The following is a 25,192-nucleotide window of genomic DNA, read 5'->3' as shown; positions in this document are numbered from 1 at the left end:
CTCCGGGCTCCTCGCGGAGGACGCCCGAAACGGTGTGTCGCGCACGTTGCCGCGCCATGACCCGTCCGTGACCGGACGGTCGACGCTGTGTAGTCGATCGAGCACGCTATCCGAACGCGGGCGCTCGGGCCAGAGCATGAGCAAGGATGGGCCACATGAATGCCATCATCACCGCATCCGAACTTGCGAGCGAGTTGGCGGGGGAGCGACCGCCCGTCGTGCTCGACGTCCGCTGGCAGCTCAGCCTCGCGAAGGCCGCCGGAGCCCCGGAATTCGACGGCCGCGCCGCATACGCGGCAGGTCACGTCCCTGGTGCGGTCTTCGTCGACCTGGACCGGGAGCTGGCCGGACAGGCGGGTCCCGAGGCGGGCAGGCATCCCCTGCCGGACCTCGCCGTGTTCGGGGCCGCCATGCGGGCGGCCGGCGTGTCGGCGGACCGCGACGTGATCGTCTACGACGGCGGGCAGGGCTGGGCGGCGGCCCGCGCCTGGTGGCTGCTGCGCTGGACGGGGCATCCGTCCGTGCGGGTGCTCGACGGCGGCCTGGCCGCCTGGGACGGCCCGACGGAGACCGCGAGCCCGTCGCCGAGCCCCGGCACCTTCGACCCTGCACCCGGTGCCACCGGACTCCTCGACGCGGACGCGGCGGCCGCACTGGCCCGCTCCGGACTGCTCCTGGACGCCCGGGCCGCCGAGCGCTACCGGGGCGACGTGGAGCCCATCGACCGGGTCGGCGGCCACATCCCGGGCGCGGTGTCCGCCCCGACGACGGAGAACGTCACGGACGACGGCCGCTTCCGCACCGCCGCCGAACTCGCCGAGCGCTTCAAGTCGCTCGGCGCGACCGGTGATCCGGACCAGGTGGGCGTCTACTGCGGTTCCGGCGTCTCGGGCGCCCATGAGGTCCTGGCGCTCGCGGTCGCCGGGATCGACGCGCAGCTGTACGTCGGTTCGTGGTCGCAGTGGTCGGCGGACACCTCCCGCCCGGTGGCGACGGGCCCCGCCCCGCAGTAGGGCGATGCGCGGAACGTGACCGGGGCCCGGGTGAGTGAACAACCCGGGCCCCGATCACGTACTGCTTGATGCCTCTTGTCGCTAGTCCTGCTTCTTGCGGCGGGTGCCGAAGACAATCTCGTCCCAGCTCGGCACCGCGGCCCGGCGTCCGGGGCGCACCCCGTCGGCCTCGGCCTGCCGGTCGGTGGTGCCGGTGAGGCGGTCCCGGTGGCCCGCGACGGAGCGCGGCATCAGCACGTCCGCGTACGCCGCTCCGGCTCCGGCCGACGCGGCGGGCGCGGGCGGCTCCTCCAGCTCGGCGGCCGCGGGCGGCTCCGGCTCCTCCTGCGGCTCGGGAGCCGCCGACGGACGCTCGGGGACCACGATGTCGCCGCGGTAGCTGGGCACCGCCTCCAGCAGGCTGGTCAGCGAGTCGCGCTCCGAGGAGGAGGCGATCGCCGGCAGGTTCTCCTCGGAGGAGGGCTCCGGCGGCGGGACGGGACGCTCCAGCTGCCGGTCCAGGGCACGGTCGAGCGGCCGGTCCCGGGGCAGCCGTGCGATGCGCGGCACGAACGGGAACGTGGGCTCGGGCGCGCCGATGTCGTCGGACTCGCCGATCAGCGAGCGCGCCTCGTCGTCCACGGCCTGGACGAGCCTGCGGGGCGGGTCGTAGGTCCAGCTCGCCGAGTGCGGTTCGCCCGCGACCCGGTAGACGAGCAGGACTTCCCAGGTGCCGTCGTCGCGGCGCCAGGAGTCCCACTGGACGGTTTCCTTGTCGGCGCCGCGCAGCAGGAGTCGCTCCTGCACCGCCTCGCCGAGCTGAGGGCCGGTGTTCTCGCCGGGACGACGCACGGGAGTCTTCCTGGCCCGCTCGGCCATGAACGCACGCTCCGCGAGCACGGGGCCCTCGAAACGGCGTACGCGGTCGACCGGAATGCCTGCGAGCTGGGCGACCTCCTCGGCGGAGGCTCCTGCTCGTATGCGTGCCTGGATGTCACGCGGGCGGAGGTGGCTCTCCACCTCGATCTCGATCTGGCCGAGACGCGGACGGTCGCCGCGCACGGCGGCCCGGAGGCGCTCGTCGATCGGAAGCGTGTACTCCGTGCTGTCCGCAGCCTTCAGCACCAGCCGTGTGCCGTCGTTAGAGACGGCCACGACACGCAGTTCGGGCATGGGAACCTCCCGGGTGGTGCCTGCCGACGTCACGTGCGTCGCTGCTTCCGCTAGTCGAGTGTGGCCTGCCCGGGTGCAGCCTGCCACAACCTTGCCGAGTTGCCCGGCGTGTCGGGCATGGACCCAAGATCGCCGTTATGGCACGGTTACTTGTTCGCGACGCTGAGTGACCGAGTGCGTCACCCTGTGCAACGAGCCCCCTCCCGGCGGTCCTGGAAGGCCCCGGTACACCCTGGCGGGAGACCGGACCCAGGGCTCGCAACAGTACTCCATTCGGGCCACTCGCGTGGATCGGCACGCCGCTCAACTTCTCACGCTGGTGGGGAGTTGAGTACGGGACCCCTGCCGGGAGCGTCCCGTTCGTGGGGAATGTGCGTGGCGTGGTTCACGAAATCTGCAGAATCGGAACTGCACGCTCCTTGTGTACGTCCCTCTCTCATACGACACAGGAAGTTCGCGTAACCTCGGGAACTTCTGTACGAATCAGTCGTGTATGTCGAGAAGGGCAGGTTAGGTCAGGAGATGGGCGAGAAGCCGGAGAACTCCAAGGACGATCAGGGCGAGCCCAAGGAGAAGAAGCGGCTGGATCTGAGCGTGCCCCAGGTGGCGGGCAGTGCGGTCGCCGCCGTCGTGGCCGCGAAGCTCGCCTCCAGCTTCGGTGTCTACGGGACGATCCTGGGCGCCGGTGTGGTCAGTGCCCTCGCCACCTGCGGCGGCACGGTCTTCCAGCACTTCTTCCGGCGCACGGGCGAGCAGATACGCGACGTCGCCGTGACCGGCAAGCCCAAGGGGCGGCAGGTCCCGGTGACGGCCGAAGGGCGCCCCGTCCCGCGCACGTTCCGCTCGGACGTCTCGATGGACGCCACGAAGGCGATGGTCACGGGCGAGCGCCCGCCCGCGGCCCGGCCCGCCGTGAGCGCGATGCCGACCGCTCCGACCACCACCACATGGGGCAGGACGGACCCGGCGGACACCGCGCACACCGCGGAGTTCGACGAGACCACCATGCTGCCGCAGATGTCCGGCGGCCCCGCGGCGGACCTCGACGGGACGCAACTGCTCGACACCGGCGCGGTGGCCGATCTGCTGGCGGACACCGGCTCCGCCACGGGTGCTGAGGCCGACGAACGTACGCGTGTGCTGGGTGCGGTCCGTGCGGCCGACCCGGACAAGACGCAGCTGATCGCCGCCGAGGGCGTCGACGAGGCCACGCGCCTGCTGCGGGTCACGGGCGACGAACCCGGCCGGCCGCCGGTCCCGGGTGAGGGCGACGAGGAGTTCACCGACGGCACGGTGCACCGCAGCCGTGTCAAGAGCTGGAAGCGGCCGCTGATCGCCGCGGCCGTCGTCTTCGGCGTCACCATGGGCGGCATCACGACGTACGAGCTGGTGAGCGGCCACAGCTTCAGCGGCGGCGGCACCACCATCGGCGACGCCTTCAGGGGACACAACAAGTCGTCCTCCGGCGACAGCGATCCGACGCCCGGCACCTCGCAGGAACCGTCCGGTACCCCCAGCACCGGCACGGACGGCGCCACGGAGAGCGGTGACGGCTCGTCCACGGACGGGAACACGACGCCCACGCCCACGCCGAGCGGAAGCAGCAGCTCCGACACGGGCGGCGACCCGGACGACGGCTCCGACTCCGGCAGCGACACGGGCTCCGGCGACGACGGCGCGTCGGCCACCCCGACGCCCACGCCGACCCCGTCGCAGAGCGCGGGCTCGGAGACCGGTGCCACCAGCGACACCGGCGCGCAGACGCCGGGGGAGTAGCCCGGGTCAGTCGCCGAGGACCCGGCGCAGGTAGGCGTTGCCGAACAGGCGGTCCGGGTCCAGGCGGTCGCGCAGGTCCGTGAACTCGCCGAAGCGCGGGTAGACCCGCGCGAAGTACTCGGCGTCGCGGGTGTGCACCTTGCCCCAGTGCGGGCGGCCCTCGTGCGCGGTGAAGATCCGCTCGGCCGCGGTGAAGTACCGCTGGTACGGGGTGCCCTTGTACATGTGGACGGCGATGTAGGCGCTGTCCCGGCCCGAGGCCGTGGACAGCGCGATGTCGTCCGCCGGGGCGGTACGGACCTCCACGGGGAAGCTGACCCGCAGATCCGAGCCGTCCACCATGGACTTCAGCTCGCGCAGCGTCGCCACGAGGGCCTCGCGCGGAACCGCGTACTCCATCTCCACGAAGCGCACCCGGCGCGGAGATGTGAAGACCTTGTAGGGAATGTCGGTGTACGTCCGGGCGGAGAGCGCCTTGCTGGAGACCTTGGCGATCGCCGGGATCGTGGCGGGCACGGCCCGGCCGATCGAATTGACCACCTGGAAGAGGCCGTTGGAGAGGATCTCGTCCTCCCACAGGCTGCTGACCGCCGAGACCGGCGCCTCGGGGCCCGCACTGCGGTTGTTGCGCTTGGTGTTGCAGTTGCCGGTGTGCGGGAACCAGTAGAACTCGAAGTGCTCGTTCTCCGCGTGCAGCTCGTCGAAGTCCGCGAGCACCTTGTCGAAGCTCATCGGCTCCTCGCGCGCGGTGAGCAGGAAGACCGGCTCCACGGCGAAGGTGATCGCGGTGACGATGCCGAGCGCGCCCAGGCCGATCCGGGCGGCCGCGAAGATCTCCGGATTCTCCTTCTCGGAGCAGGCGATCAGTTCCCCGGCCGCCGTGACCAGCTCAAGTCCCTTGATCTGCGCGGCGATGGAGGCCGAGTCGCGGCCCGTGCCGTGGGTGCCGGTGCTGGTGGCGCCGGAGACGGTCTGCTCCATGATGTCGCCCATGTTCGTGAGCGACAGGCCCTCGCGCGCCAGGGCCAGGTTGAGCCGCTTGAGCGGAGTGCCGGCCTCGACCGTGACAGTGCCGTTGTTACGGTCGATGTTCCGTATGCCCGTCAACAGTTGAGGGCGGATCAAGACACCGTCGGTCGCCGCCGCGGCCGTGAAGGAGTGGCCCGTACCGACGGCCTTCACCTTCAGCCCGTCCTCCGCCGCCGCGCGCACGGCTGCGGTCAGTTCCTCGACCGAGGCGGGCGTCACCTCGCGCACCGGGCGGGAGACGACGTTCCCCGCCCAGTTACGCCACGCTGCGCCGCTCTTGCTGCTGCTGCCCGTCTGCGCCGTGCTCATCGGTTGTTCCTCCCCGCTGCGGAACCGGCTGCTTCAGCCGGCGGTACCCCAGGAACGCGACCAGGACCGCGACGGCGCCGGAGATCCCCGGCACCCCGTACCCGGCCTTCGCGCCGGCGGCGTCGATCACCCAGCCGGACACGGACGAGCCGAGCGCTACACCGGCCGTGAGTCCGGTGCTCACCCAGGTCATGCCCTCGGTCAGCTTCGCGCGCGGTACGTGCTGCTCGACGAGGGCCATCGTCGTGATCATCGTGGGAGCGACGGTGAGGCCCGCTACGAAGAGCGCCACGGCCAGGAGTGACAGGTTCCCGACCAGTTGGAGGGGGATCATACTCACGGCCATCACGCACACACCCACCACCCACCGGCGTGCGGGAGCGCCGCTGAAGTGCAGCAGCCCGAACACCGCTCCGGCGATGCAGGAGCCGGCCGCGTACACCGCGAGCACGAGGCTCGCCATCGACTTGTGCCCCTCGTCCTCCGCGAAGGCCACCGTCACCACGTCGATGGAGCCGAAGATCGCGCCCGTCGCGACGAACGTGGCCACCAGAACCTGCAACCCACGCGCGCGGAGCGCCGATCCGGGCGTCTCGTGGGTGCGCGGATGCGGCGGCGGCTCCGTGGCGCGCTGACCGGTCAGCCAGAAGACACCGGCCGCGAGGAAGCAGCCCGCGAGCAGCGGCCCCGCCTCCGGGAACCACGCCGTGGACAGACCGATCGAGATGATCGGCCCGAAGATGAAGCAGACCTCGTCGATCACGGACTCGAAGGAGTACGCCGTGTGCAGCGAGCGCGGGGTGTCCCGGTACAGCACCGCCCAGCGGGCCCGGATCATCGACCCGACGCTCGGGACGCAGCCGATGAACGCGGCACTCAGGAACAGCGTCCAGTCCGGCGCCTCGTACTTCGCGCACAGCAGCATCCCCGTGACCGCGACGAGCGAGACGAGCGTGGCGGGACGCAGCACGCGCCGCTGGCCGTGCAGGTCGACGAGGCGGGAGATCTGCGGACCGATCACGGCGGCGGACAGCGCCACCGTCGCCGACAGCGCCCCCGCGAGGCCGTAGCGCCCGGTCAGCTGCGAGATCATCGTCACGATCCCGATGCCCATCATCGACAGGGGCATCCGGCCCAGGAACCCGGCGACCGAGAAGCTCTTGGTACCCGGCAGGGCGAAAATGGCGCGGTAGGGGCTGGGCAAAACGACTCCGGTCGGGCGGGCACCCGGGCGCGCCCGAGGGCGGCTCGGCACGGTACGGGGCGTAACTGGTAAGGCGTGAACGCGGCTCAAACAGCTTACGCGTGTCAGAGTTCGACCGGCATGGCAGTTTTCCGCCTGTCAGTGACGGGTGGCAGGATCGAACACATGCCAGAAGCGCACGCTGCCAGCCTCGATGCCCGCCCGTACGACGCCCTGCTCCTGCTCTCCTTCGGAGGCCCGGAGGGACCTGACGACGTCGTCCCGTTCCTGGAGAACGTGACGAGGGGCCGCGGCATCCCCAAGGAACGGCTCAAGGAAGTCGGGCAGCACTATTTCCTGTTCGGCGGGGTCAGCCCGATCAACGACCAGAACAGGGCGCTGCTCGACGCCCTGCGCAAGGACTTCGCCGAGCACGGCCTCGACCTGCCGGTCTACTGGGGCAACAGGAACTGGGCGCCCTATCTGACCGACACCCTGCGCGAGATGGTCACCGACGGCCACCGCCGCATCCTCGTCCTCGCCACCAGCGCGTACGCCTCGTACTCGGGCTGCCGCCAGTACCGGGAGAACCTCGCGGAGTCGCTGGCCGCCCTGGAGGCCGAGGGCCTAGACCTCCCGCGGATCGACAAGCTGCGGCACTACTTCAACCACCCCGGTTTCGTGCGCCCCATGGTCGACGGTGTCCTGAAGTCGCTCGCCGACCTCCCCGACGACGTGCGGGACGGCGCCCACATCGCCTTCTCGACGCACTCCATCCCGACCGCCGCCGCCGACACCTCCGGGCCGGCCGACGACCACGGCGACGGCGGTGCGTACGTGAAGCAGCACTTGGACGTCGCGCGGGTGATCGCCGACGCCGTCCGCGAGGAGACCGGCGTCGACCACCCCTGGCAGCTCGTCTACCAGTCGCGGTCCGGCGCCCCGCACATCCCGTGGCTGGAGCCCGACATCTGCGACCACCTGGAGGAGCGGAAGGAAGCCGGGGCGCCCGCGGTCGTCATGGCCCCCATCGGCTTCGTCTCGGACCACATGGAGGTCCTGTACGACCTCGACACGGAGGCCACGGACAAGGCCGAGGAGATCGGCCTGCCGGTGCGCCGCTCCGCCACCGTGGGCGCCGACCCGCGCTTCGCCACCGCCGTCCGGGAGTTGATCCTGGAGCGCGCCGCGGTCGAGAGCGGCAGGAACGTCACACGCTGCGCACTTGGCGCGCTCGCCCCGAGCCACGACCTCTGTCCGGTGGGCTGCTGCCCGGCCCGCGCCCCCAAGCCCGCGGCCGCGGGCGCCGACAGCCCGTACGCGTAAGGACACCGCTGTGACCGATCTGAAGGCAGAGCTGCTCGACGTCGCCCTGGAGGCGGCCGCCCGCGCGGGCGTCTTCCTGCGCGAAGGCCGCCCGGCCGACCTCGGCGTCGCCGCCACCAAGACCAGCGCCGTCGACGTCGTCACCGAGATGGACATCGCCTCCGAGAAGCTGATCACGGACTTCCTGGCGGAGCGCCGGCCCGACGACGGCGTGCTCGGCGAGGAGGGTGCCTCCTCGGAGGGCACCAGCGGCGTCGAGTGGGTGATCGACCCCATCGACGGCACGGTCAACTACCTGTACGGGCGCCCCGACTGGTCCGTCTCCATCGCCGCCCGCAAGGACGGCGAGACGCTCGTCGGGGTCGTCGCGGCCCCGATGCGCGGGGAGACCTACCGCGCGGTCCTCGGCGGCGGCGCGTTCGTGAACGACGAGCCCGTGCGGGTGCGCACGGCACCGCCCTTCGAGCAGGCCCTGGTCGGTACGGGTTTCGGCTACCTGGCCCAGCGGCGGGCCCATCAGGCCGATGTCGTACGGGAGTTGGTGCCGCGCGTCCGCGACATCCGGCGCGGCGGCTCGGCCGCCATCGACCTGTGCGACGTGGCCCTCGGCCGCCTCGACGCGTACTACGAGCGCGGCCTGAACCCCTGGGACTTCGCGGCCGGCGACCTCATCGCGCGCGAGGCAGGCGCCCGCACCGGCGGCCGCCCCGGAGAAGCCCTGTCGAGCGAGCTGACGATCGCCGCCCCGCCCGGCCTCTTCGAGGCCCTCCAGGACCGGTTGGAAGAGCTCGGCGCCTGGCACGACTGAGCCCGCACCGCGCACGGAAAGGGCCCCGGCGCCTGCCTGGATCGAACCAGGCGCCGGGGCCCTTCCCTGTGTGCGGTGCGGGTGCGCTGCGTGCGTGTGCGGTACGTGTACGTGCGTGTGCGGTGCGTCAGACGGACGAGGCGTGGATCTCCACGCCGTGCTCGGCGGCGAGGCGGTGAAGATCGTCCAGCTCGCCCTGCTCGACCTCCGCGAGGAAGTCGTCGCCGGTCTCGCGCGCCCGCGTCAGGTCGGTCTCGGCCGCCTTTATGCGCTGCAGAAGGCCTGCGGTGAATGCGTCCATGGTTGCGCCCCCTCGTCCTGGGTCGTGGGTCGGTGGCACGGGGGTGTGCCCTCTGGAAGGGGCGATCACGTATCGGGCCGCCCTGCGGGAAGCGGACTCGACAGCGGCTCGTGGCATGCCACATACAAAGCGTGATCGCGGATGTAGTGCCGTCCTCCCCGCGTGTCCTTCCGCAGAAACCTCAACCCGTCGAGAAAATCCCGCATTCCCCGGACTCCAGACCGTCTTACAGCCGGTTTATGGCCGAAAGGGGCAGGATGGTGACACACAACCCCGTGACCGGACCTGTCCACACGCGCCCGAGCGCTGTCCGTGGGCGACCGAAGGCTTTAGTGGAAGGACAAGCGACGTGCGCGTACTCGTCGTCGAGGACGAGCAGCTGCTCGCCGATGCGGTGGCCACCGGACTGCGCCGGGAGGCCATGGCCGTCGACGTCGTGTACGACGGCGCGGCCGCCCTGGAGCGCATCGGCGTCAACGACTACGACGTGGTCGTCCTCGACCGCGACCTCCCGCTCGTGCACGGCGACGACGTCGCCCGGAAGATCGTCGAGCTGGGCATGTCCACCCGCATCCTGATGCTGACCGCCTCCGGCGACGTCAGCGACCGCGTGGAGGGCCTGGAGCTCGGCGCGGACGACTATCTCCCCAAACCCTTCGCGTTCAGCGAGCTGACCGCCCGTGTCCGGGCCCTCGGACGCCGTACGAGCGTGCCGCTGCCGCCCGTCCTGGAGCGCGCCGGCATCAAGCTGGATCCCAACCGCCGCGAGGTGTTCCGCGACGGCAAGGAGATCCAGCTGGCGCCCAAGGAGTTCGCCGTCCTGGAGGTGCTGCTGCGCAGCGAGGGAGCCGTGGTCTCGGCCGAACAGCTCCTGGAGAAGGCCTGGGACGAGAACACGGACCCGTTCACCAACGTCGTGCGGGTCACCGTCATGACCCTGCGCCGCAAGCTCGGCGAACCCGCCGTGATCGTCACCGTGCCGGGCTCGGGATACCGGATCTGATCGCTCGATGGCCACCTCACCCGCCCCACCCAAGCCCACGGCGCCGCCCAAGCCGACCTGGCTGCCGGGACCCAAGGACGAACCGCCCTTCCCCTGGCTGCGCCCCACGATCCGGATAAGGCTCACGCTCCTGTACGGGGGCATGTTCCTGATCGCGGGCATCCTGCTGCTGTCGATCATCTATCTGCTGGCGGCGCAGGCCCTGAACGTGGGCAGTGAACTGCCGTTCAAGATCGTCAACAACGGCAGCACCGTCAACATCGTCAGCAACGTGTGCAGCTTCCCGTCCAACCCGTCGGACTCCCAGCTGAACGACGCGCTGAACGCCTGCGTCAACCAGCAGCGCCAGCACGCGCTCGACGTCCTCCTCAGCCGCTCGCTCATGGCGCTGCTCGGCCTCGCGATCATCGCGTTCGCCTTCGGCTACGCCATGGCCGGCCGCGTGCTGTCCCCGCTCGGCCGCATCACGCGCACCGCGCGCCGGGTGGCCGGTACGGACCTCACGCGCCGGATCGAGCTGGACGGCCCGGACGACGAGCTCAAGGAGCTGGCCGACACCTTCGACGAGATGCTCGACCGCCTGGAGCGGGCGTTCACCGCCCAGCAGCGCTTCGTCGGCAACGCCTCGCACGAGCTGCGCACCCCGCTCGCGATCAACCGCACCCTCCTGGAGGTCCACCTCTCCGACCCGGGCGCCCCCGTCGAGCTCCAGCAGCTCGGCAAGACCCTCCTGGCCACCAACGAGCGCAGTGAACAGCTCGTGGAGGGCCTGCTGCTGCTCGCCCGCAGCGACAACCAGATCGTGGAGCGCAAGCCCGTGAACCTGGCGGAGGTTGCCTCCCAGGCGCTCGATCAGGCCAGGTCCGAGGCGGACGAGAAGGGCGTGGAGATCCGCGGCGAGCGCAAGGAGGCGGTCGTCCAGGGCAACGGCGTACTCCTGGAGCGCATCGCGCTCAACCTCGTGCAGAACGCGATCCGGTACAACATCCCGGAGGGCGGCTGGGTCGAGGTCGACACCGAGGCTCAGCACGGCCAGGCGGTGCTCCTCGTGGCCAACACCGGCCCGGTGGTCCCCGCGTACGAGATCGACAACCTCTTCGAGCCGTTCCGGCGGCTGCGCACCGAGCGGACCGGCAGCGACAAGGGCGTGGGCCTCGGCCTGTCCATCGCCCGCTCCGTGGCGCGCGCCCACGGCGGCAGGATCGCGGCGGAGCCCCGTGAGGGGGGTGGCCTCGTGATGCGCGTCACCCTGCCGTTGTAGGACAGCGGCCGACGCCACGGCATCGGTTTGCATCGGTTCGAGATGCACAGCGCGTGCGGATCTGACATGCTTCCGCCGACGCGCTGACGGAGTTCGCTTTTAGCGGAATTTTCGGGACCTGTTCCCGGAGAGACTGTGTGTGATCGATCACATGGGCGAATTTCCGGCCATCTACGGTCCGTGATCGCTCAAGGTGGCAGAAAGCCTGGAAAATCCGGGTTTTCGGGCAGCTTGATCACGGGAAGTACACGGGATGGCGCCTGTGCAGTGCGGCAGGAGGACCGTGTACGGTCCCGTTCGCCACCCAAGCTGATCACTCTCGGGGGATCCGGTTGGGTGTCGATTGAGTAACAGACCTTGATGTGAGGCAAAATCTCCGCCTCAGGTCGGGCACAAGTCCGGCCTCTCATGCGTTACGTGCGCTGAGACACCGCAGACACCCAGAGGGGGAGAGGCGACATGGCAACGGACTACGACACTCCACGTAAGACCGATGACGACCTCAACGAGGACAGCATCGAAGAACTGAAGTCCCGGCGGAACGACAAGTCCGCGTCGAATGTCGACGTGGACGAGTTCGAGGCGGCCGAGGGCCTGGAACTCCCGGGCGCCGACCTCTCGAACGAGGAGCTGGCCGTCCGCGTCCTGCCCAAGCAGCAGGACGAGTTCACCTGCATGAGCTGCTTCCTGGTGCACCACCGGAGCCAGCTCGCGCGGGAGAAGAACGGGCAGCCGATCTGCCGCGACTGCGACTGAGGCAGGGTCGGGCATGACTGGCTCGACCCCGCCCTGGAAGCGCCGCACCTGGAGCAAGCGCAGGGATGCGGCTCAAGGCCCGTCAGAGGCCGTGCGTGACGACGAGCGAGGCTCTTTCCCCGGCGCCGCCGGTGAAGACGCCTCGCTCGAATCGCAGGACGGTCACGAGACGACGGGCGACCCCGCGGCAGCAGTCCCGGCGAGAGCCGTGGACGACGCCGTGGAGCTCTACGACACGGACCCGGCCGCCGAGACACACGCCGCGCGCGTGGCCAGAGGCCGGGCGGCCGCCGTCAGGGACGGCGTCCGCCGGAGCGGCGACCTCGCGAGAGCGGGCATGGCGAAAGGCGGCAGCGCCGCGAGAACGGGGATGGCCAAGGGCGGCGCCGCCGCCAAGGCCGGCATCGGCTATCTCGCCGACCAGATCATCAAGAACGCGCCGCGCGTGCCCGTACGGGACCTGGCGACCCTCCGCAAGCAGTTCCCGGGCCTGGAGCCCGAGCGGCTGGCGGACAAACTGATCACCGGCGCGGCGAACGCGACATCCACGGTGGGCGCCGGAGTCGGCGCCGCGGCGATGCTCCCCGTACCGCCCGCGATGCCCACCGAGCTGGCCGCGGAGATCACGGGCGTGGCCGCGATCGAGCTCAAGCTCATCGCCGAACTGCACGAGGTCTACGGACTGCGCCCGCCCGGCGGCCTGAAGGACCGCAGCGCGGCCTACCTGCACTCATGGTCGGACGAGCGCGGGATCGACGTCAAGAAGCCGATGACAGTCAACGCGGCGCTCGGCGGTCAGATGAAGCGCGAACTGCGGCAGCAGATCATGAAGCGGATGGTGCGGAACCTGCCGAGCCTGACGCCGTTCATGGTCGGCGCGGCGGTCGGCGCGGTCATGAACCGGCGGGACACCAAGAAGCTCGCCGAGCGGATCCGCAAGGACCTGCGGGCCGCCCAGGTGCCGTGGGACGAACTGGGCGATCTGCCGCCCCTGGAAGCCCCCGAGGACCCCCTGGAGCTAAGCGGCTGACCCGCCGCCCAGAGCCTTTGCCAAAACTTCAGGTTCCCGGGTCGACAGGTAGAGGTACGGGGTGGGGTCCTGCGGGTCGATGACCTCGGCCCGCACCGCCGTCGGCACATAGCTGCGCAGGAGCATGAAGGCGCGCGGGTCCGCCTTGTGCATGCGCCAGGCGCGCGCCTCCTCGGCGTCGAGCACCTCCACGGCGCCCAGCGCGGACAGCGGGATCTTCGCGTCGCCCGCGATCAGCGAGTCGCCCACGACACGGATCCGGATCGACCCGTACGAGCTGGTGATGACGGCCGCGGCGAGCAGGAAGACGACGAAGCCGCCGAGCAGCGGGAGCGTGCCGAAGGGCAGCGCGATGATGCCGCCCGCGACACCGACGAGAAAGGTGATGACCCACCACGAACGGGGCGCGGTGAGTCGTTCTTCGTACGGCGTCGTCGAGAGCTCCATGCGGACTAGCTTGGCACGATGCGTGCGGGCACAGGACTCGCGGGTAAGGTCTGCGCCTGTGAGTGGTACTTCAGCAGCTCTGACGCCCCCGGCCGACGCGATAGCGCCGGTGCGGCACCCCGACGCGCCCGCCCCCGGCGAACTCCTCGGCCCGCACTACGGACACTGTTTCGGCTGCGGCGGCGAGCAGCCGCACGGGCTGCATCTGGCGGCGCGGGCCGGCGACGGCGTCACCGTCACCGCCGAGTTCACCGTACGCCCCGAGCACCAGGGCGCCCCGGGCCTCGCGCACGGCGGCCTGCTGGCCACCGCGCTCGACGAGACGCTGGGCTCGCTGAACTGGCTGACGCAGGCCATCGCCGTCACGGGACGCCTCGAGACGGACTACGTGCGGCCCGTGCCGGTGGGCACCGTGCTGCACCTGTCCGCCGAGATCACCGCGGTGGCCGGGCGCAAGATCTACTCGACCGCGACCGGCCGGATCGGCGGCCCCGACGGGCCCGTCGCCGTCCGTGCCGACGCCCTCTTCATCGAGGTGAAGGTCGACCACTTCATCGACAACGGCCGCCAGGAGGAGATCCGGGCGGCCATGAGCGACCCGGACCAGGTCCGGCGCGCCCGTGCCTTCGAGGTGAACCCTTGACCCAGCAGTTCCTTGACGTGCTCATCCGGCGCGTCGACCCCGATGTACCGCTGCCTGCGTACGCGCAGCCGGGCGACGCCGGCGCCGATCTGCGGACCACGGAGGCGTACGAACTCGCTCCCGGCGAGCGGACCGTGCTGCCCACCGGGGTGTCTGTCGCCCTGCCCGAGGGGTACGCGGCCTTCGTGCACCCGCGATCCGGGCTTGCCGCGCGCTGCGGTGTCGCTCTGGTGAATGCCCCGGGGACGGTGGATGCCGGGTACCGTGGAGAGATCAAGGTGATCGTGGTGAATCTCGACCCGCGCGAGAGCGTGCGGTTCGAGCGCTTCGACCGGATTGCCCAACTGGTCGTCCAGCAGGTCGAGAAGGTCCGCTTCCACGAGGTCGCGGAGCTTCCCGGATCGGCGCGGGCCGAGGGGGGCTTCGGGTCCACCGGCGGGCATGCCTCTGTGGGTGTCTCCGCCGGGACCGTCGAGGACACAGACGGTCAAAAGGGTGGGAATCGATACGCTTCGGTCGTATCCGACCGGGAAGGACAGTGACGTGTTCGGACGTCGCAAGAAGAACAGCTCCGCTGAGGACGCAGTGGACGCGGCGGGCGAGGCCGAGCAGGTCGTCGACGACAGCGCCGACGGTGCCGATGAGGCCGCAGCCGGGTCGCAGCGGGTGCGACTCGAGCCCGAGCCGCGTCCCGACGGTCCCTGGGACGGCTCCGAGGTCCGTGAGCCCGGCGAGGGCCGGGTCGACCTCGGCGGGCTCTTCGTCCCCGGTGTCGAGGGCATGGAGCTGCGGGTGGAGGTCGCGGGTGACGCGATCGTCGCCGCGACCGTCGTCCTGAGGGACAGCGCGATCCAGCTGCAGGCCTTCGCCGCCCCCAAGAAGGAGGGCATCTGGGGCGAGGTCCGCGAGGAGATCGCCACGGGCATCACCCAGCAGGGTGGTGTGATCGACGAGATCGAGGGCTCGCTCGGCTGGGAGCTGCGCGCCCAGGTGCCGGTGCAGCTGCCCGACGGCACGGGCGGCTTCCAGGTCGTCCGGTTCATCGGTGTGGACGGTCCGCGCTGGTTCCTGCGCGGAGTGATCTCGGGCCAGGGCGCGGTGCAGCCGCAGGCCGCCGGTCTCCTGGAGCAGATCTTCCGGGACACGGTCGTGGTGCGCGGCGAGGGTCCGATGGCCCCGCGCGACCCGATCGTCCTCAAGCTCCCCGACGACGCGCAGATGGTCGCCGAGGGCGCCGCTCAGGACGCTCAGGAGGCCTCGCGCTTCTCCGGCGGCATGGGCCAGCTGGCCCGCGGCCCGGAGATCACCGAGGTGCGCTGACACCGCAGGTTCGTCGTACGTGGCCGGGGGCCGCGCATCCGCGAGGGTGCGCGGCCCCCGGCTTTTCGCTGCCCGGCTATCAACTGCCGTTCTTTCTTCAGTACTTGACGGAAGGCTGGTCCGTACCTAGGGTCACCGGCCAACGCCAGAGTTCACATTGGCGCCCCACGTTCATATACGAGAACGGATGGCCCCCACCATGCAGGCTCGTCACAGACGCTCGCGCACCGCCCTGCTCGCCACCCTGACGACCACCGTCACCGCCCTCGTCGCCGGTGTCCTCGCCTGGCCCGGCGCCGACCGTGCCGACGCGGCGCCGAGCACCTTCGCCCACCCCGGCGTCACCGTCTCCAAGGGGCAGCTGGACTTCGCCAAGGCCAAGGTCGACGCCGGGGCGCAGCCCTGGAAGAGCGCCTACGACCAGATGATGGCCAGCAAGTACGCGGACCTGAACCGCACCCCCAAGCCCCGCGCCACCGTCGAGTGCGGCTCGTACTCCAACCCCAACTACGGCTGCACCGACGAGCGCGAGGACGCGATAGCCGCGTACACCGACGCCCTCGCCTGGTACTTCACCCGTGACGAGCGCTACGCGAAGAAGTCCATCGCGCTCATGGACGCCTGGTCCGGCACGATCAAGGAGCACACCAACAGCAACGCGCCCCTCCAGACCGGCTGGGCCGGCTCCTCCTGGCCCAAGGCCGCCGAGATCATCAAGTACACCTACAGCGGCGGCTGGGCCAACGAGGCCCGCTTCAAGACGATGCTGCGCGACGTCTACCTGCCCAAGGTCATAGGCGGCTCCAACTCCAACGGCAACTGGGAGCTGTCGATGATGGAGGCCGCCGTCGGGATCTCCGTCTTCCTGGAGGACAAGACCTCGTACGACAAGGCCATGGCGAAGTTCCGCACGCGCACGGCCGCGTACGTCTATCTGGCCTCGGACGGCGACCTGCCCAAGACCGTGCCCAGTCAGAACCTCGACACCAAGGCGAAGATCGTCAGCTACTGGCAGGGGCAGTCGACGTTCACGACGGGCCTGACGCAGGAGACCTGCCGCGACTTCACGCACACCGGGTACGGCATCTCGGCCATCTCGCACATCGCCGAGACCAGCCGCATCCAGGGCCAGGACCTGTACGGCACGGACGTCGGCGAGCGGCTGCGGCAGGCGCTCGGCTTCCAGGCCAGGTACGAGCTCGGCGAGGCGCCGCCCGCCTCGCTGTGCGGCGGCAGCGTCAACCGCGGCCTCGGACCGGTCACGGAGGTCGGGTACAACGCGCTGCACACCCGCCTCGGCACCGCGATGACCAACACCCAGAAGCTCACCGAGCAGCAGCGGCCCGCCGGGTCCAACAACCTGTTCGTCGCCTGGGAGACCCTGACGCACGCCGAGAACCCGAGTTAGCCGTACGCGGGCGGGCGGCTCCGGCGCATCAGGGTTGCGTCAAAGCCGCCCGCCCACCAGACATCCATCCCTTTTGTCCGACTTGCTGGCCGTAAGGTCGACGCTGCGTGGAGCGGCGACTGAAAGACAATGGGGCCATGGGACGCGGCAAGCTACGGATCTATCTCGGATCGGCACCGGGCGTCGGCAAGACGTACGCGATGCTCTCCGAGGCGCACCGCCGCGTCGAGCGCGGTACGGACTGCGTGGTCGCGTTCGTCGAGCACCACGGGCGGACCCGCACCGAGGTGATGCTGCACGGCCTGGAGCAGGTCGCGCGGGCGGAGATCGGGTACCGCGGGTCGGTCTTCCACGAGATGGACGTGGACGCCGTCCTGCACCGGGCGCCCGCCGTCGCCCTCGTCGACGAACTGGCCCACACGAACGTCCCGGGCTCCCGCAACGCCAAGCGGTGGCAGGACGTCGAGGAACTGCTCGCCGCCGGCATCGACGTCGTCTCGACGGTCAACATCCAGCACCTGGAGTCGCTGGGCGACGTCGTCGAGTCGATCACCGGGGTCCGGCAGCGCGAGACCGTCCCGGACGAGGTGGTCCGGCGCGCCGACCAGATCGAGCTGGTCGACATGTCGCCCCAGTCGCTGCGCCGCCGGATGGCGCACGGCAACATCTACAAGCCGGACAAGGTCGACGCGGCCCTCTCCAACTACTTCCGCCCCGGCAACCTCACGGCCCTGCGCGAGCTGGCCCTGCTCTGGGTCGCCGACCGGGCCGACGAGTACCTCCAGCAGTACCGGGGCGAGCACAACATCCGCTCCACCTGGCAGGCCCGCGAGCGCATCGTCGTCGGCCTCACGGGCGGTCCCGAGGGCCGTACGCTGATCAGGCGGGCGGCGCGGCTCGCGGAGAAGGGCGCCGGGGGCGAGGTCCTGGCCGTGTACATCGCCCGCAGCGACGGGCTCACGGCCGCGTCCCCCAAGGAGCTGGCGCTCCAGCGCACCCTGGTCGAGGACCTCGGCGGAACGTTCCACCATGTGATCGGCGACGACATCCCCGCCGCCCTCCTGGAGTTCGCGCGCGGGATCAACGCCACGCAGATCGTGCTCGGCTCCTCCCGCCGCAAGACCTGGCAGTACATGTTCGGGCCCGGCGTCGGCGCCACCGTCGCCCGCGAGTCGGGCCCCGACCTCGACGTGCACATCGTCACGCACGAGGAGGTCGCCAAGGGGCGCGGCCTGCCCGTCGCGCGCGGCGCCCGGCTCGGCCGCTCCCGCGTCGTGTGGGGCTGGCTCATCGGCGTCGGCGGACCCGCGCTGCTCGCACTGATCCTCACCAACGTGGATGCCGACCTCGGCCTCGCCAACGACATGCTGCTGTTCCTGTCGCTGATCGTGGCGGCGGCGCTGGTCGGCGGGCTGCTCCCGGCGCTCGCCTCGGCGGCGTTCGGCTCGCTCCTGCTGAACTACTACTTCACCCCGCCGCTGCACCTGTGGACCGTCGCGGACCCGAAGAACATCGTGGCCATCGCCATCTTCGTCGGGGTCGCGGTGTCGGTGGCGTCCGTGGTGGACCTGGCGGCCCGGCGCACCCACCAGGCGGCCAGGCTGCGCGCCGAGTCCGAGATCCTGTCGTTCCTCGCGGGCAGCGTGCTGCGCGGCGAGACCAGTCTGGAAGCCCTCCTGGAACGCGTACGGGAGACCTTCGCGATGGACTCCGTCGCCCTCCTGGAACGGGCCGGCGACACCGAGCCCTGGACCTGCGCGGGCAGCGTCGGGCCACGGCCGCTCGGGCGCCCCGAGGACGCCGACGTGGACATGCCGGTGGGCGACCGCACGGCGCTCGTCCTGTCCGGCCGCGTGCTGCCCGCCGAGGACCGGCGCGTCCTCGCCGCCTTCGCCGCGCAGGCCGCCGTCGTCCTCGACCGCCAGCGGCTGCGCTCCGAGGCCGACCAGGCCCGCTCGCTCGCCGAGGGCAACCGCATCCGTACGGCCCTCCTGGCGGCCGTCTCGCATGATCTGCGCACCCCGCTGGCCGGGATCAAGGCATCCGTGTCGTCCCTGCGCTCCGAGGACGTCGAATGGTCGGACGAGGACCAGGCGGAACTGCTCGCCGGGATCGAGGAGGGCGCCGACCGCCTCGATCACCTGGTCGGGAACCTGCTGGACATGTCCCGCCTCCAGACCGGCACGGTCACCCCGCTGATCAGGGAGACCGACCTCGACGAAGTGGTCCCGCTCGCCCTGGTCGGCGTACCGGACCCCGACCTGAGCGTCGATCTCGACGTCCCCGAGACCCTGCCCATGGTCAGCGTCGACAAGGGCCTCCTGGAGCGGGCGGTGGCCAACATCGTCGAGAACGCCGTCAAGTACAGCCCGCCCGACGAGCCGGTCCTCGTCGCCGCCAGCGCGCTGGGGGACCGGGTGGAGCTGCGGGTCGTCGACCGCGGCCCCGGCGTCCCGGACGAGGCGAAGGACCGCATCTTCGCCCCGTTCCAGCGCTACGGCGACGCTCCCCGGGGCGCCGGTGTGGGTCTCGGGCTCGCGGTCGCGCGGGGCTTCGCCGAGGCCATGGGCGGCACGCTCACCGCCGAGGACACCCCGGGCGGCGGCCTCACCATGGTCCTCACCCTGCGCGCGGCGCACACGGACCGGGCGCCGTACACCGCACTTGATCAACCCTTGATCCGTACGACAGCTCAGAGAGGCAGGTCCGCATGACCCGGGTGCTCGTGGTCGACGACGAACCGCAGATCGTCCGCGCCCTCGTCATCAACCTGAAGGCGCGCAAGTACGAGGTGGACGCCGCCGCGGACGGCGCGCAGGCGCTGCAGCTCGCCGCCGCACGCCACCCGGACGTCATCGTGCTCGACCTCGGCCTGCCCGACATGGACGGTGTCGAGGTGATCAGGGGCCTGCGCGGCTGGACCCGGGTGCCGATCCTGGTGCTGTCCGCCCGGCACTCGTCGGACGAGAAGGTCGAGGCGCTCGACGCGGGCGCCGACGACTACGTCACCAAGCCCTTCGGCATGGACGAACTCCTCGCCCGCCTGCGGGCGGCCGTGCGGCGGGCCGAGCCGACCGGCGGCGGTGAGGACGAGGGCATCGTCGAGACGTCCGACTTCACCGTCGACATGGCCGCCAAGAAGGTCAACCGGGCCGGCCGAGACGTACGCCTCACCCCGACGGAATGGCACCTCCTGGAGGTGCTGGTGCGCAACACGGGACGACTGGTGAGCCAGAAGCAACTGCTTCAGGAAGTGTGGGGGCCGTCCTACGGTACGGAGACGAACTATCTCCGTGTGTACATGGCGCAGCTGCGCCGGAAGCTGGAGACCGATCCCTCCCATCCGCGGCACTTCATTACGGAGCCGGGAATGGGGTACAGGTTCGAGAAGTAGCCCCTGCGTCCGTGCCGGTGGGCCCGGGTACGCTTCAAGTATGAGTGCTGTTGCGGGCCGTTTCCGGCGCATGCTCGACCGACTCTCCACCTCGCAGGAGGACCTGGAGTCGGAGGAGCTGCGCGAGGACTCGGAGACCACTGGCTGTACACGGATCGGTGACTGCCACGACCGACAGATCGTGACGGTTACTGGTACGTTGCGCACGGTGACCCTGCGGCCACGCGCCGGAGTCCCCGCCCTGGAAGCGGAGTTGTTCGACGGTTCGGCCGCGCTCGACGTGGTCTGGCTCGGCCGGCGCTCGATCGTGGGCATCGAGCCGGGCCGCAAGCTGATCGCTTCGGGCCGTGTCTCGATGAGCCGGGGCCGTAGGGTGCTCTTCAACCCCAAATACGAACTCAGACCGCTCGGACGGGAGTAGCCGGTGACGTCCCTCGACGACAAGCCGACCGATCGCGAAGCCGGTGCCGACGCCGACGCGACCACGGACAGGGCGGTGACCGAGGCCGCTCTCTTCGATGCCTTCGGCGGAGTCCGGGGCATGGTGGAGACCGTGGTGCCCGGCCTCCTCTTCGTGACCATCTTCACGATCAACAAGGACCTGCACGTGTCGGCCATCGCGGCCCTCGCGGTGTCCCTGGTGCTCGTCGTCGTGCGCCTGGTCATGAAGGGCACGGTCAAGCACGCCTTCAGCGGAGTCTTCGGCGTCGCGTTCGGTGTCGTCTTCGCGATGATGACCGGCAACGCCAAGGACTTCTATCTGCCGGGCATGCTCTACACGTTGGGGCTCGCGCTCGCGTACATCGTGACCACGCTCTGCGGTGTTCCCCTCATCGGGCTGATCCTCGGCCCGGTGTTCAAGGAGAACCTGTCCTGGCGGACGCGCAACCCCGGCCGCAAGAAGGCCTACGCGAAGGCGAGTTGGGCCTGGGGACTCATCCTGCTCGCGAAGTGCGCGATCCTCTTCCCGATGTACTTCTGGGCCGACACGGACTCGGACAACACGCAGTTCGGCTGGGTGCTCATCGCGCTGAAGATCCCGCCGTTCCTGCTGGCCGTGTGGCTGACCTGGGTCTTCCTCGCCAAGGCTCCGCCGCCCATCGACGTGTTCGCGGAGATGGAGGCCGAGGAGGCTGCCGCCAAGGAGCGGGAGGCCGCCGGTGAGGCCGCGTCGTCCTCCGGGGGGCCTGCGCGGCATCGCCGCGAGAGCTGAGGCCGGTTTCGCGGGTGCGGGTCCGCTGTGGTTGCTCGCGCCCACGCGGCGGAGCCGCATATCGGATACAGCCCCGCGCCCCTAGAGGCACATAGGCGGCCCCGGCGAGCATCGCTCGCCGGGGCCGCCTATTTGCCTCTTACGCGCCTTCGCGGCGGACCGACAGGAGGTCCTCCAGCTGCTCCTCGCGGGCCTGGGCGGCCACGAACAGCAGCTCGTCGCCCGCCTCCAGGGAGTCCTCCTGGCTGGGGGCCAGGACGCGGGTGCCGCGGATGATCGTCACCAGGGACGTGTCCTCCGGCCACTGGACGTCGCCCACGCGCGTGCCGGCGAGCGCCGACTCGGGCGGGAGCGTCAGCTCCACCAGGTTCGCGTCGCCGTGGCTGAAGCGCAGCAGACGCACCAGGTCGCCCACGCTGACGGCCTCTTCGACCAGGGCGGACATGAGGCGCGGGGTGGAGACGGCGACGTCGACGCCCCACGACTCGTTGAACAGCCATTCGTTCTTGGGGTTGTTGACCCGGGCGACGACGCGCGGGACCCCGTACTCGGTCTTCGCGAGCAGCGAGACGACCAGGTTGACCTTGTCGTCCCCGGTGGCCGCGATGACCACGTTGCAGCGCTGGAGCGCCGCCTCGTCCAGGGACGTGATCTCGCAGGCGTCGGCGAGCAGCCACTCCGCCTGCGGGACGCGCTCGACCGAGATGGCGGTCGGCGCCTTGTCGACGAGCAGGACCTCGTGCCCGTTCTCGAGCAGCTCGCCCGCGATCGAGCGGCCGACGGCTCCGGCTCCGGCAATGGCGACCCTCATCAGTGACCGCCCTCCCCTTCAGGGCCTTCGGCGAACGCCGCCTCGACCTTCTCGACGTCGTCCGTGCGCATCATCACGTGGACGAGGTCGCCCTCCTGCAGCACCGTCTGCGACGTCGGCAGGATCGCCTCGCCCAGCCGGGTCAGGAACGCGACGCGCACGCCCGTCTCCTCCTGGAGGCGGCTGATCCGCTGGCCGACCCAGGACTCCGAGGCGTGCACCTCGGCGAGCTGGACTCCGCCGGTGGGATCGCGCCACAGCGGCTCCGCGCCGGACGGCAGCAGGCGGCGCAGCATCTGGTCGGCGGTCCAGCGGACCGTGGCGACCGTCGGAATGCCCAGGCGCTGGTAGACCTCGGCGCGGCGGGGGTCGTAGATCCTCGCCGCCACGTTCTCGATCCCGAACATCTCGCGGGCCACGCGGGCGGCGATGATGTTCGAGTTGTCACCGCTGGAGACGGCGGCGAAGGCGCCGGCCTCCTCGATGCCCGCCTCGCGCAGGGTGTCCTGGTCGAAACCGACACCGGTGACACGGCGGCCGCCGAACCCGGAGCCCAGACGGCGGAAGGCCGTCGGGTCCTGGTCGACCACGGCGACCGTGTGGCCCTGCTGTTCCAGGGTCTGGGCAAGCTGGGACCCTACCCGGCCACAGCCCATGATCACGATATGCACGGCCCTACCCCGCACTCCTCATAGGCCTACTGACCTGCGTAAACGTCCTGCTCATGTCTCTCTCTCGCGGCTCGGTCCAGCCGGTGTGGCTCGATCTCGGGCACGGTGCGGGCTTGTGTTGCGGCTCGCGCTCGGGACCACCGTATCGGCAATGGGCGCGAACTCGACCTTCGCGTGGGGGCGCCGGATCGTCGGGGACTTGGGGGAGCGCTGTGGACGAATAGGGGTGGCGGGTGGGCGGCCCCCCGTTCGAACGCTTACGATCCTCTGCGTGTCCAAACTGACCGACGTGCCCAAACGGATCTTGATCGGGCGCGCACTGCGCAGTGATCGGCTCGGAGAAACGCTCCTGCCGAAGCGCATCGCACTCCCCGTTTTCGCCTCCGACCCGCTCTCCTCCGTCGCGTACGCGCCCGGCGAGGTGCTGCTGGTCCTGTCCATCGCGGGCGTGTCGGCGTACCACTTCAGCCCCTGGATCGCCGTCGCGGTCGTCGTGCTGATGTTCACGGTCGTCGCCTCGTACCGGCAGAACGTGCACGCCTACCCGAGCGGTGGCGGCGACTACGAGGTGGCCAACACCAACCTCGGCCCGAAGGCCGGGCTCACCGTCGCCAGCGCCCTGCTCGTCGACTACGTCCTGACCGTCGCCGTCTCCATCGCCTCCGGCATCGAGAACCTCGGCTCCGCGGTCCCCTTCGTGGTCGAGCACAAGGTGCTCTGCGCCTGCGCCGTCATCATCCTGCTGACGCTGATGAACCTGCGCGGGGTGAAGGAGTCCGGAAAGCTCTTCGCCATCCCGACGTACGTCTTCGTCGCCGGCGTCTTCATCATGATCGTCTGGGGCGCCTTCCGCGGGATCGTCCTCGGCGACACCATGAAGGCCCCCACCTCGGACTTCCACATCAAGGCCGAGCACCAGGGCCTCGCCGGGTTCGCGCTGGTGTTCCTCCTGCTGCGCGCCTTCTCCTCCGGCTGCGCGGCGCTGACCGGCGTCGAGGCGATCTCCAACGGCGTACCGGCCTTCCGCAAGCCGAAGTCGAAGAACGCGGCGTCCACGCTCGCGCTCATGGGCGCGCTCGCCGTCACCATGTTCTGCGGCATCATCGCCCTGGCCATGGCCACCAACGTCCGGATGGCCGAGCACCCGGCGAGCGACCTGATCCACAACGGCGTCGCGGTCGGCAGCGGCTACGTCCAGAACCCGGTGATCTCCCAGGTCGCCGAGGCCGTCTTCGGCAAGGGCAGCTTCCTCTTCATCATCCTCGCGGCGGCGACGGCCCTGGTCCTCTTCCTGGCCGCCAACACCGCGTACAACGGCTTCCCGCTGCTCGGCTCGATCCTCGCCCAGGACCGCTACCTGCCGCGCCAGCTGCACACCCGCGGCGACCGCCTCGCCTTCTCGAACGGCATCGTGCTGCTCGCGGGCGCGGCGATGCTCCTGGTCGTCATCTACGGCGCCGACTCCACCCGGCTGATCCAGCTCTACATCGTCGGCGTCTTCGTGTCGTTCACCCTGAGCCAGACCGGCATGGTCCGGCACTGGAACCGGCACCTGCGCACCGAGCGCGACGCCGACAAGCGGCGCCACATGATCCGCTCCCGCGCGATCAACGCCTTCGGCGCCTTCTTCACCGGCCTGGTCCTCGTGGTCGTCCTCGTCACGAAGTTCACCCACGGCGCCTGGGTCGCGCTGCTCGGCATGTGCATCTTCTACGCGACGATGACCGCGATCCGGAAGCACTACGACCGGGTCGCCGAGGAGATCGCCGCGCCGGAGACGCCCTCCGACGACAGCGTCCGCCCGTCCCGCGTCCACTCGATCGTCCTCGTCTCGAAGATCCACCGGCCGACGCTGCGGGCCCTGGCCTACGCCAAGCTGATGCGCACGGACACCCTGGAAGCGCTGAGCGTCAACGTCGACCCGGCCGAGACGAAGGCGCTGCGCGAGGAGTGGGAGCGGCGCGGCATCGAGATCCCGCTCAAGGTCCTCGACTCCCCGTACCGCGAGATCACCCGGCCGATCATCGAGTACGTGAAGAGCCTGCGCCGCGAGTCCCCGCGCGACGCGGTCAGCGTGATCATCCCCGAGTACGTGGTCGGCCACTGGTACGAGCACCTGCTGCACAACCAGAGCGCGCTGCGCCTGAAGGGCCGCCTGCTCTTCACGCCGGGAATCATGGTGACGTCCGTCCCGTACCAGCTGGAGTCCTCCGAGGCCGCCAAGAAGCGGGCCCGCAGGCGCTCCGAGTGGAACGCGCCGGGTGCGGTGCGCCGCGGCCCGGTCGAGAAGCGCCCGAAGGAGCCGAGCGGCAAGCAGTAGCCTCGCGGGTCGGCTCGT

At 70.5% G+C, this 25,192-nt stretch carries 24 protein-coding genes; 17 read left to right on the top strand and 7 right to left on the bottom strand.

Features of this window, described 5'->3' with window-relative positions:
• Window positions 1-155: 155 nt before the first annotated feature.
• Entirely contained in the window at window positions 156-1,013 is an 858-nt protein-coding gene (locus K377_RS08360) for a sulfurtransferase (RefSeq protein ID WP_111662677.1), read from the top strand.
• A gap of 81 nt (window positions 1,014-1,094) precedes the next feature.
• Here the strand turns inward: K377_RS08360 and sepH are convergent, their stop codons facing one another.
• On the bottom strand, window positions 1,095-2,165 hold the full coding sequence (sepH, locus tag K377_RS08355) for a septation protein SepH (RefSeq protein WP_111662544.1): 1,071 nt from the start codon (window positions 2,163-2,165) through the stop codon (window positions 1,095-1,097).
• A 489-nt stretch (window positions 2,166-2,654) separates the two neighbouring features.
• On the opposite strand from sepH, the gene K377_RS08350 reads away from it, so the two are divergent.
• The gene (locus K377_RS08350) at window positions 2,655-3,941 is read left to right on the top strand and encodes a hypothetical protein (RefSeq protein ID WP_146614705.1); all 1,287 of its coding nucleotides are present in this window, start codon (window positions 2,655-2,657) and stop codon (window positions 3,939-3,941) included.
• A 6-nt stretch (window positions 3,942-3,947) separates the two neighbouring features.
• Here K377_RS08350 and K377_RS08345 read toward each other — a convergent pair whose 3' ends face one another.
• Together K377_RS08345 and K377_RS08340 are read right to left on the bottom strand one after the other, a co-directional pair.
• On the bottom strand, window positions 3,948-5,279 hold the full coding sequence (locus tag K377_RS08345) for a D-arabinono-1,4-lactone oxidase (protein ID WP_111662542.1): 1,332 nt from the start codon (window positions 5,277-5,279) through the stop codon (window positions 3,948-3,950).
• Window positions 5,227-6,483 (bottom strand): MFS transporter, encoded by a 1,257-nt coding sequence (locus K377_RS08340; RefSeq protein ID WP_111662541.1) that lies wholly within the window; start codon window positions 6,481-6,483, stop codon window positions 5,227-5,229. The genes K377_RS08345 and K377_RS08340 overlap by 53 nt, the downstream gene beginning before the upstream one ends.
• A gap of 165 nt (window positions 6,484-6,648) precedes the next feature.
• On the opposite strand from K377_RS08340, the gene K377_RS08335 reads away from it, so the two are divergent.
• Both K377_RS08335 and K377_RS08330 read left to right on the top strand, forming a co-directional pair.
• Window positions 6,649-7,788, top strand: coding sequence for a ferrochelatase (locus K377_RS08335; protein ID WP_111662540.1), 1,140 nt, complete (start codon window positions 6,649-6,651; stop codon window positions 7,786-7,788).
• Window positions 7,789-7,798: 10 nt separating this feature from the next.
• On the top strand, window positions 7,799-8,596 hold the full coding sequence (locus tag K377_RS08330) for an inositol monophosphatase family protein (protein ID WP_111662539.1): 798 nt from the start codon (window positions 7,799-7,801) through the stop codon (window positions 8,594-8,596).
• Window positions 8,597-8,723: 127 nt separating this feature from the next.
• On the opposite strand, the gene K377_RS41595 is transcribed toward K377_RS08330, so the two are convergent.
• Entirely contained in the window at window positions 8,724-8,897 is a 174-nt protein-coding gene (locus tag K377_RS41595; RefSeq protein WP_181512503.1) for a hypothetical protein, read from the bottom strand.
• 349 nt (window positions 8,898-9,246) lie between these two features.
• On the opposite strand from K377_RS41595, the gene K377_RS08325 reads away from it, so the two are divergent.
• The 4 genes from K377_RS08325 to K377_RS08310 all read left to right on the top strand — a co-directional run bounded on the left by K377_RS08325 (window position 9,247) and on the right by K377_RS08310 (window position 12,947).
• On the top strand, window positions 9,247-9,900 hold the full coding sequence (locus tag K377_RS08325) for a response regulator transcription factor (protein WP_111662538.1): 654 nt from the start codon (window positions 9,247-9,249) through the stop codon (window positions 9,898-9,900).
• Between the two features lie 7 nt (window positions 9,901-9,907).
• Window positions 9,908-11,161, top strand: a complete 1,254-nt coding sequence (locus K377_RS08320; RefSeq protein WP_111662537.1) for a HAMP domain-containing sensor histidine kinase — start codon at window positions 9,908-9,910, stop codon at window positions 11,159-11,161.
• A 459-nt stretch (window positions 11,162-11,620) separates the two neighbouring features.
• Entirely contained in the window at window positions 11,621-11,917 is a 297-nt protein-coding gene (locus K377_RS08315) for a DUF4193 domain-containing protein (protein WP_018535993.1), read from the top strand.
• A 13-nt stretch (window positions 11,918-11,930) separates the two neighbouring features.
• Complete coding sequence (locus K377_RS08310; protein ID WP_111662536.1) at window positions 11,931-12,947, top strand: hypothetical protein; 1,017 nt, start codon at window positions 11,931-11,933, stop codon at window positions 12,945-12,947.
• Here the strand turns inward: K377_RS08310 and K377_RS08305 are convergent.
• Entirely contained in the window at window positions 12,936-13,394 is a 459-nt protein-coding gene (locus K377_RS08305; protein WP_111662535.1) for a DUF3093 domain-containing protein, read from the bottom strand. The two genes, K377_RS08310 and K377_RS08305, sit on opposite strands and share 12 nt — an antisense overlap.
• 58 nt (window positions 13,395-13,452) lie before the next feature.
• On the opposite strand from K377_RS08305, the gene K377_RS08300 reads away from it, so the two are divergent.
• From K377_RS08300 to K377_RS08265, 8 genes are all read left to right on the top strand, one after another.
• Window positions 13,453-14,037: a PaaI family thioesterase gene (locus tag K377_RS08300; RefSeq protein ID WP_111662534.1), complete on the top strand. Its 585-nt coding sequence runs from the start codon at window positions 13,453-13,455 to the stop codon at window positions 14,035-14,037.
• Window positions 14,034-14,579: a dUTP diphosphatase gene (gene dut, locus K377_RS08295; RefSeq protein ID WP_111662533.1), complete on the top strand. Its 546-nt coding sequence runs from the start codon at window positions 14,034-14,036 to the stop codon at window positions 14,577-14,579. The genes K377_RS08300 and dut overlap by 4 nt, the downstream gene beginning before the upstream one ends.
• Window position 14,580: 1 nt before the next feature.
• Window positions 14,581-15,357: a DUF3710 domain-containing protein gene (locus K377_RS08290; RefSeq protein ID WP_111662532.1), complete on the top strand. Its 777-nt coding sequence runs from the start codon at window positions 14,581-14,583 to the stop codon at window positions 15,355-15,357.
• 199 nt (window positions 15,358-15,556) lie between these two features.
• On the top strand, window positions 15,557-16,765 hold the full coding sequence (locus K377_RS08285; protein WP_111662676.1) for an alginate lyase family protein: 1,209 nt from the start codon (window positions 15,557-15,559) through the stop codon (window positions 16,763-16,765).
• A 137-nt stretch (window positions 16,766-16,902) separates the two neighbouring features.
• A complete protein-coding gene (locus K377_RS08280) occupies window positions 16,903-19,479 on the top strand; it encodes a sensor histidine kinase KdpD (RefSeq protein WP_111662531.1) in 2,577 nt (858 codons plus the stop codon).
• Complete coding sequence (locus K377_RS08275) at window positions 19,476-20,159, top strand: response regulator (RefSeq protein WP_111662530.1); 684 nt, start codon at window positions 19,476-19,478, stop codon at window positions 20,157-20,159. Before K377_RS08280 ends, K377_RS08275 begins: the two co-directional genes overlap by 4 nt.
• A gap of 40 nt (window positions 20,160-20,199) precedes the next feature.
• The gene (locus tag K377_RS08270) at window positions 20,200-20,580 is read left to right on the top strand and encodes an OB-fold nucleic acid binding domain-containing protein (protein WP_111662529.1); all 381 of its coding nucleotides are present in this window, start codon (window positions 20,200-20,202) and stop codon (window positions 20,578-20,580) included.
• A gap of 3 nt (window positions 20,581-20,583) precedes the next feature.
• A complete protein-coding gene (locus tag K377_RS08265) occupies window positions 20,584-21,372 on the top strand; it encodes a DUF3159 domain-containing protein (RefSeq protein WP_111662528.1) in 789 nt (262 codons plus the stop codon).
• A 139-nt stretch (window positions 21,373-21,511) separates the two neighbouring features.
• Here the strand turns inward: K377_RS08265 and K377_RS08260 are convergent, their stop codons facing one another.
• Together K377_RS08260 and K377_RS08255 are read right to left on the bottom strand one after the other, a co-directional pair.
• Complete coding sequence (locus tag K377_RS08260) at window positions 21,512-22,183, bottom strand: TrkA family potassium uptake protein (protein ID WP_111662527.1); 672 nt, start codon at window positions 22,181-22,183, stop codon at window positions 21,512-21,514.
• The gene (locus K377_RS08255; RefSeq protein WP_111662526.1) at window positions 22,183-22,854 is read right to left on the bottom strand and encodes a TrkA family potassium uptake protein; all 672 of its coding nucleotides are present in this window, start codon (window positions 22,852-22,854) and stop codon (window positions 22,183-22,185) included. The genes K377_RS08260 and K377_RS08255 overlap by 1 nt, the downstream gene beginning before the upstream one ends.
• Window positions 22,855-23,125: 271 nt before the next feature.
• Here K377_RS08255 and K377_RS08250 point away from each other — a divergent pair, with 271 nt between their 5' ends.
• Window positions 23,126-25,174, top strand: coding sequence for an APC family permease (locus K377_RS08250; protein ID WP_111662525.1), 2,049 nt, complete (start codon window positions 23,126-23,128; stop codon window positions 25,172-25,174).
• The last annotated feature ends 18 nt before the right edge of the window (window positions 25,175-25,192 follow it).

The sequence above is a fragment of the Streptomyces sp. PsTaAH-137 genome, assembly GCF_003259365.1.
Classification (GTDB): domain Bacteria; phylum Actinomycetota; class Actinomycetes; order Streptomycetales; family Streptomycetaceae; genus Streptomyces.
Note: the sequence above shows the minus strand (reverse complement) of the source record. Positions and strands in the feature narration are given on the sequence as shown.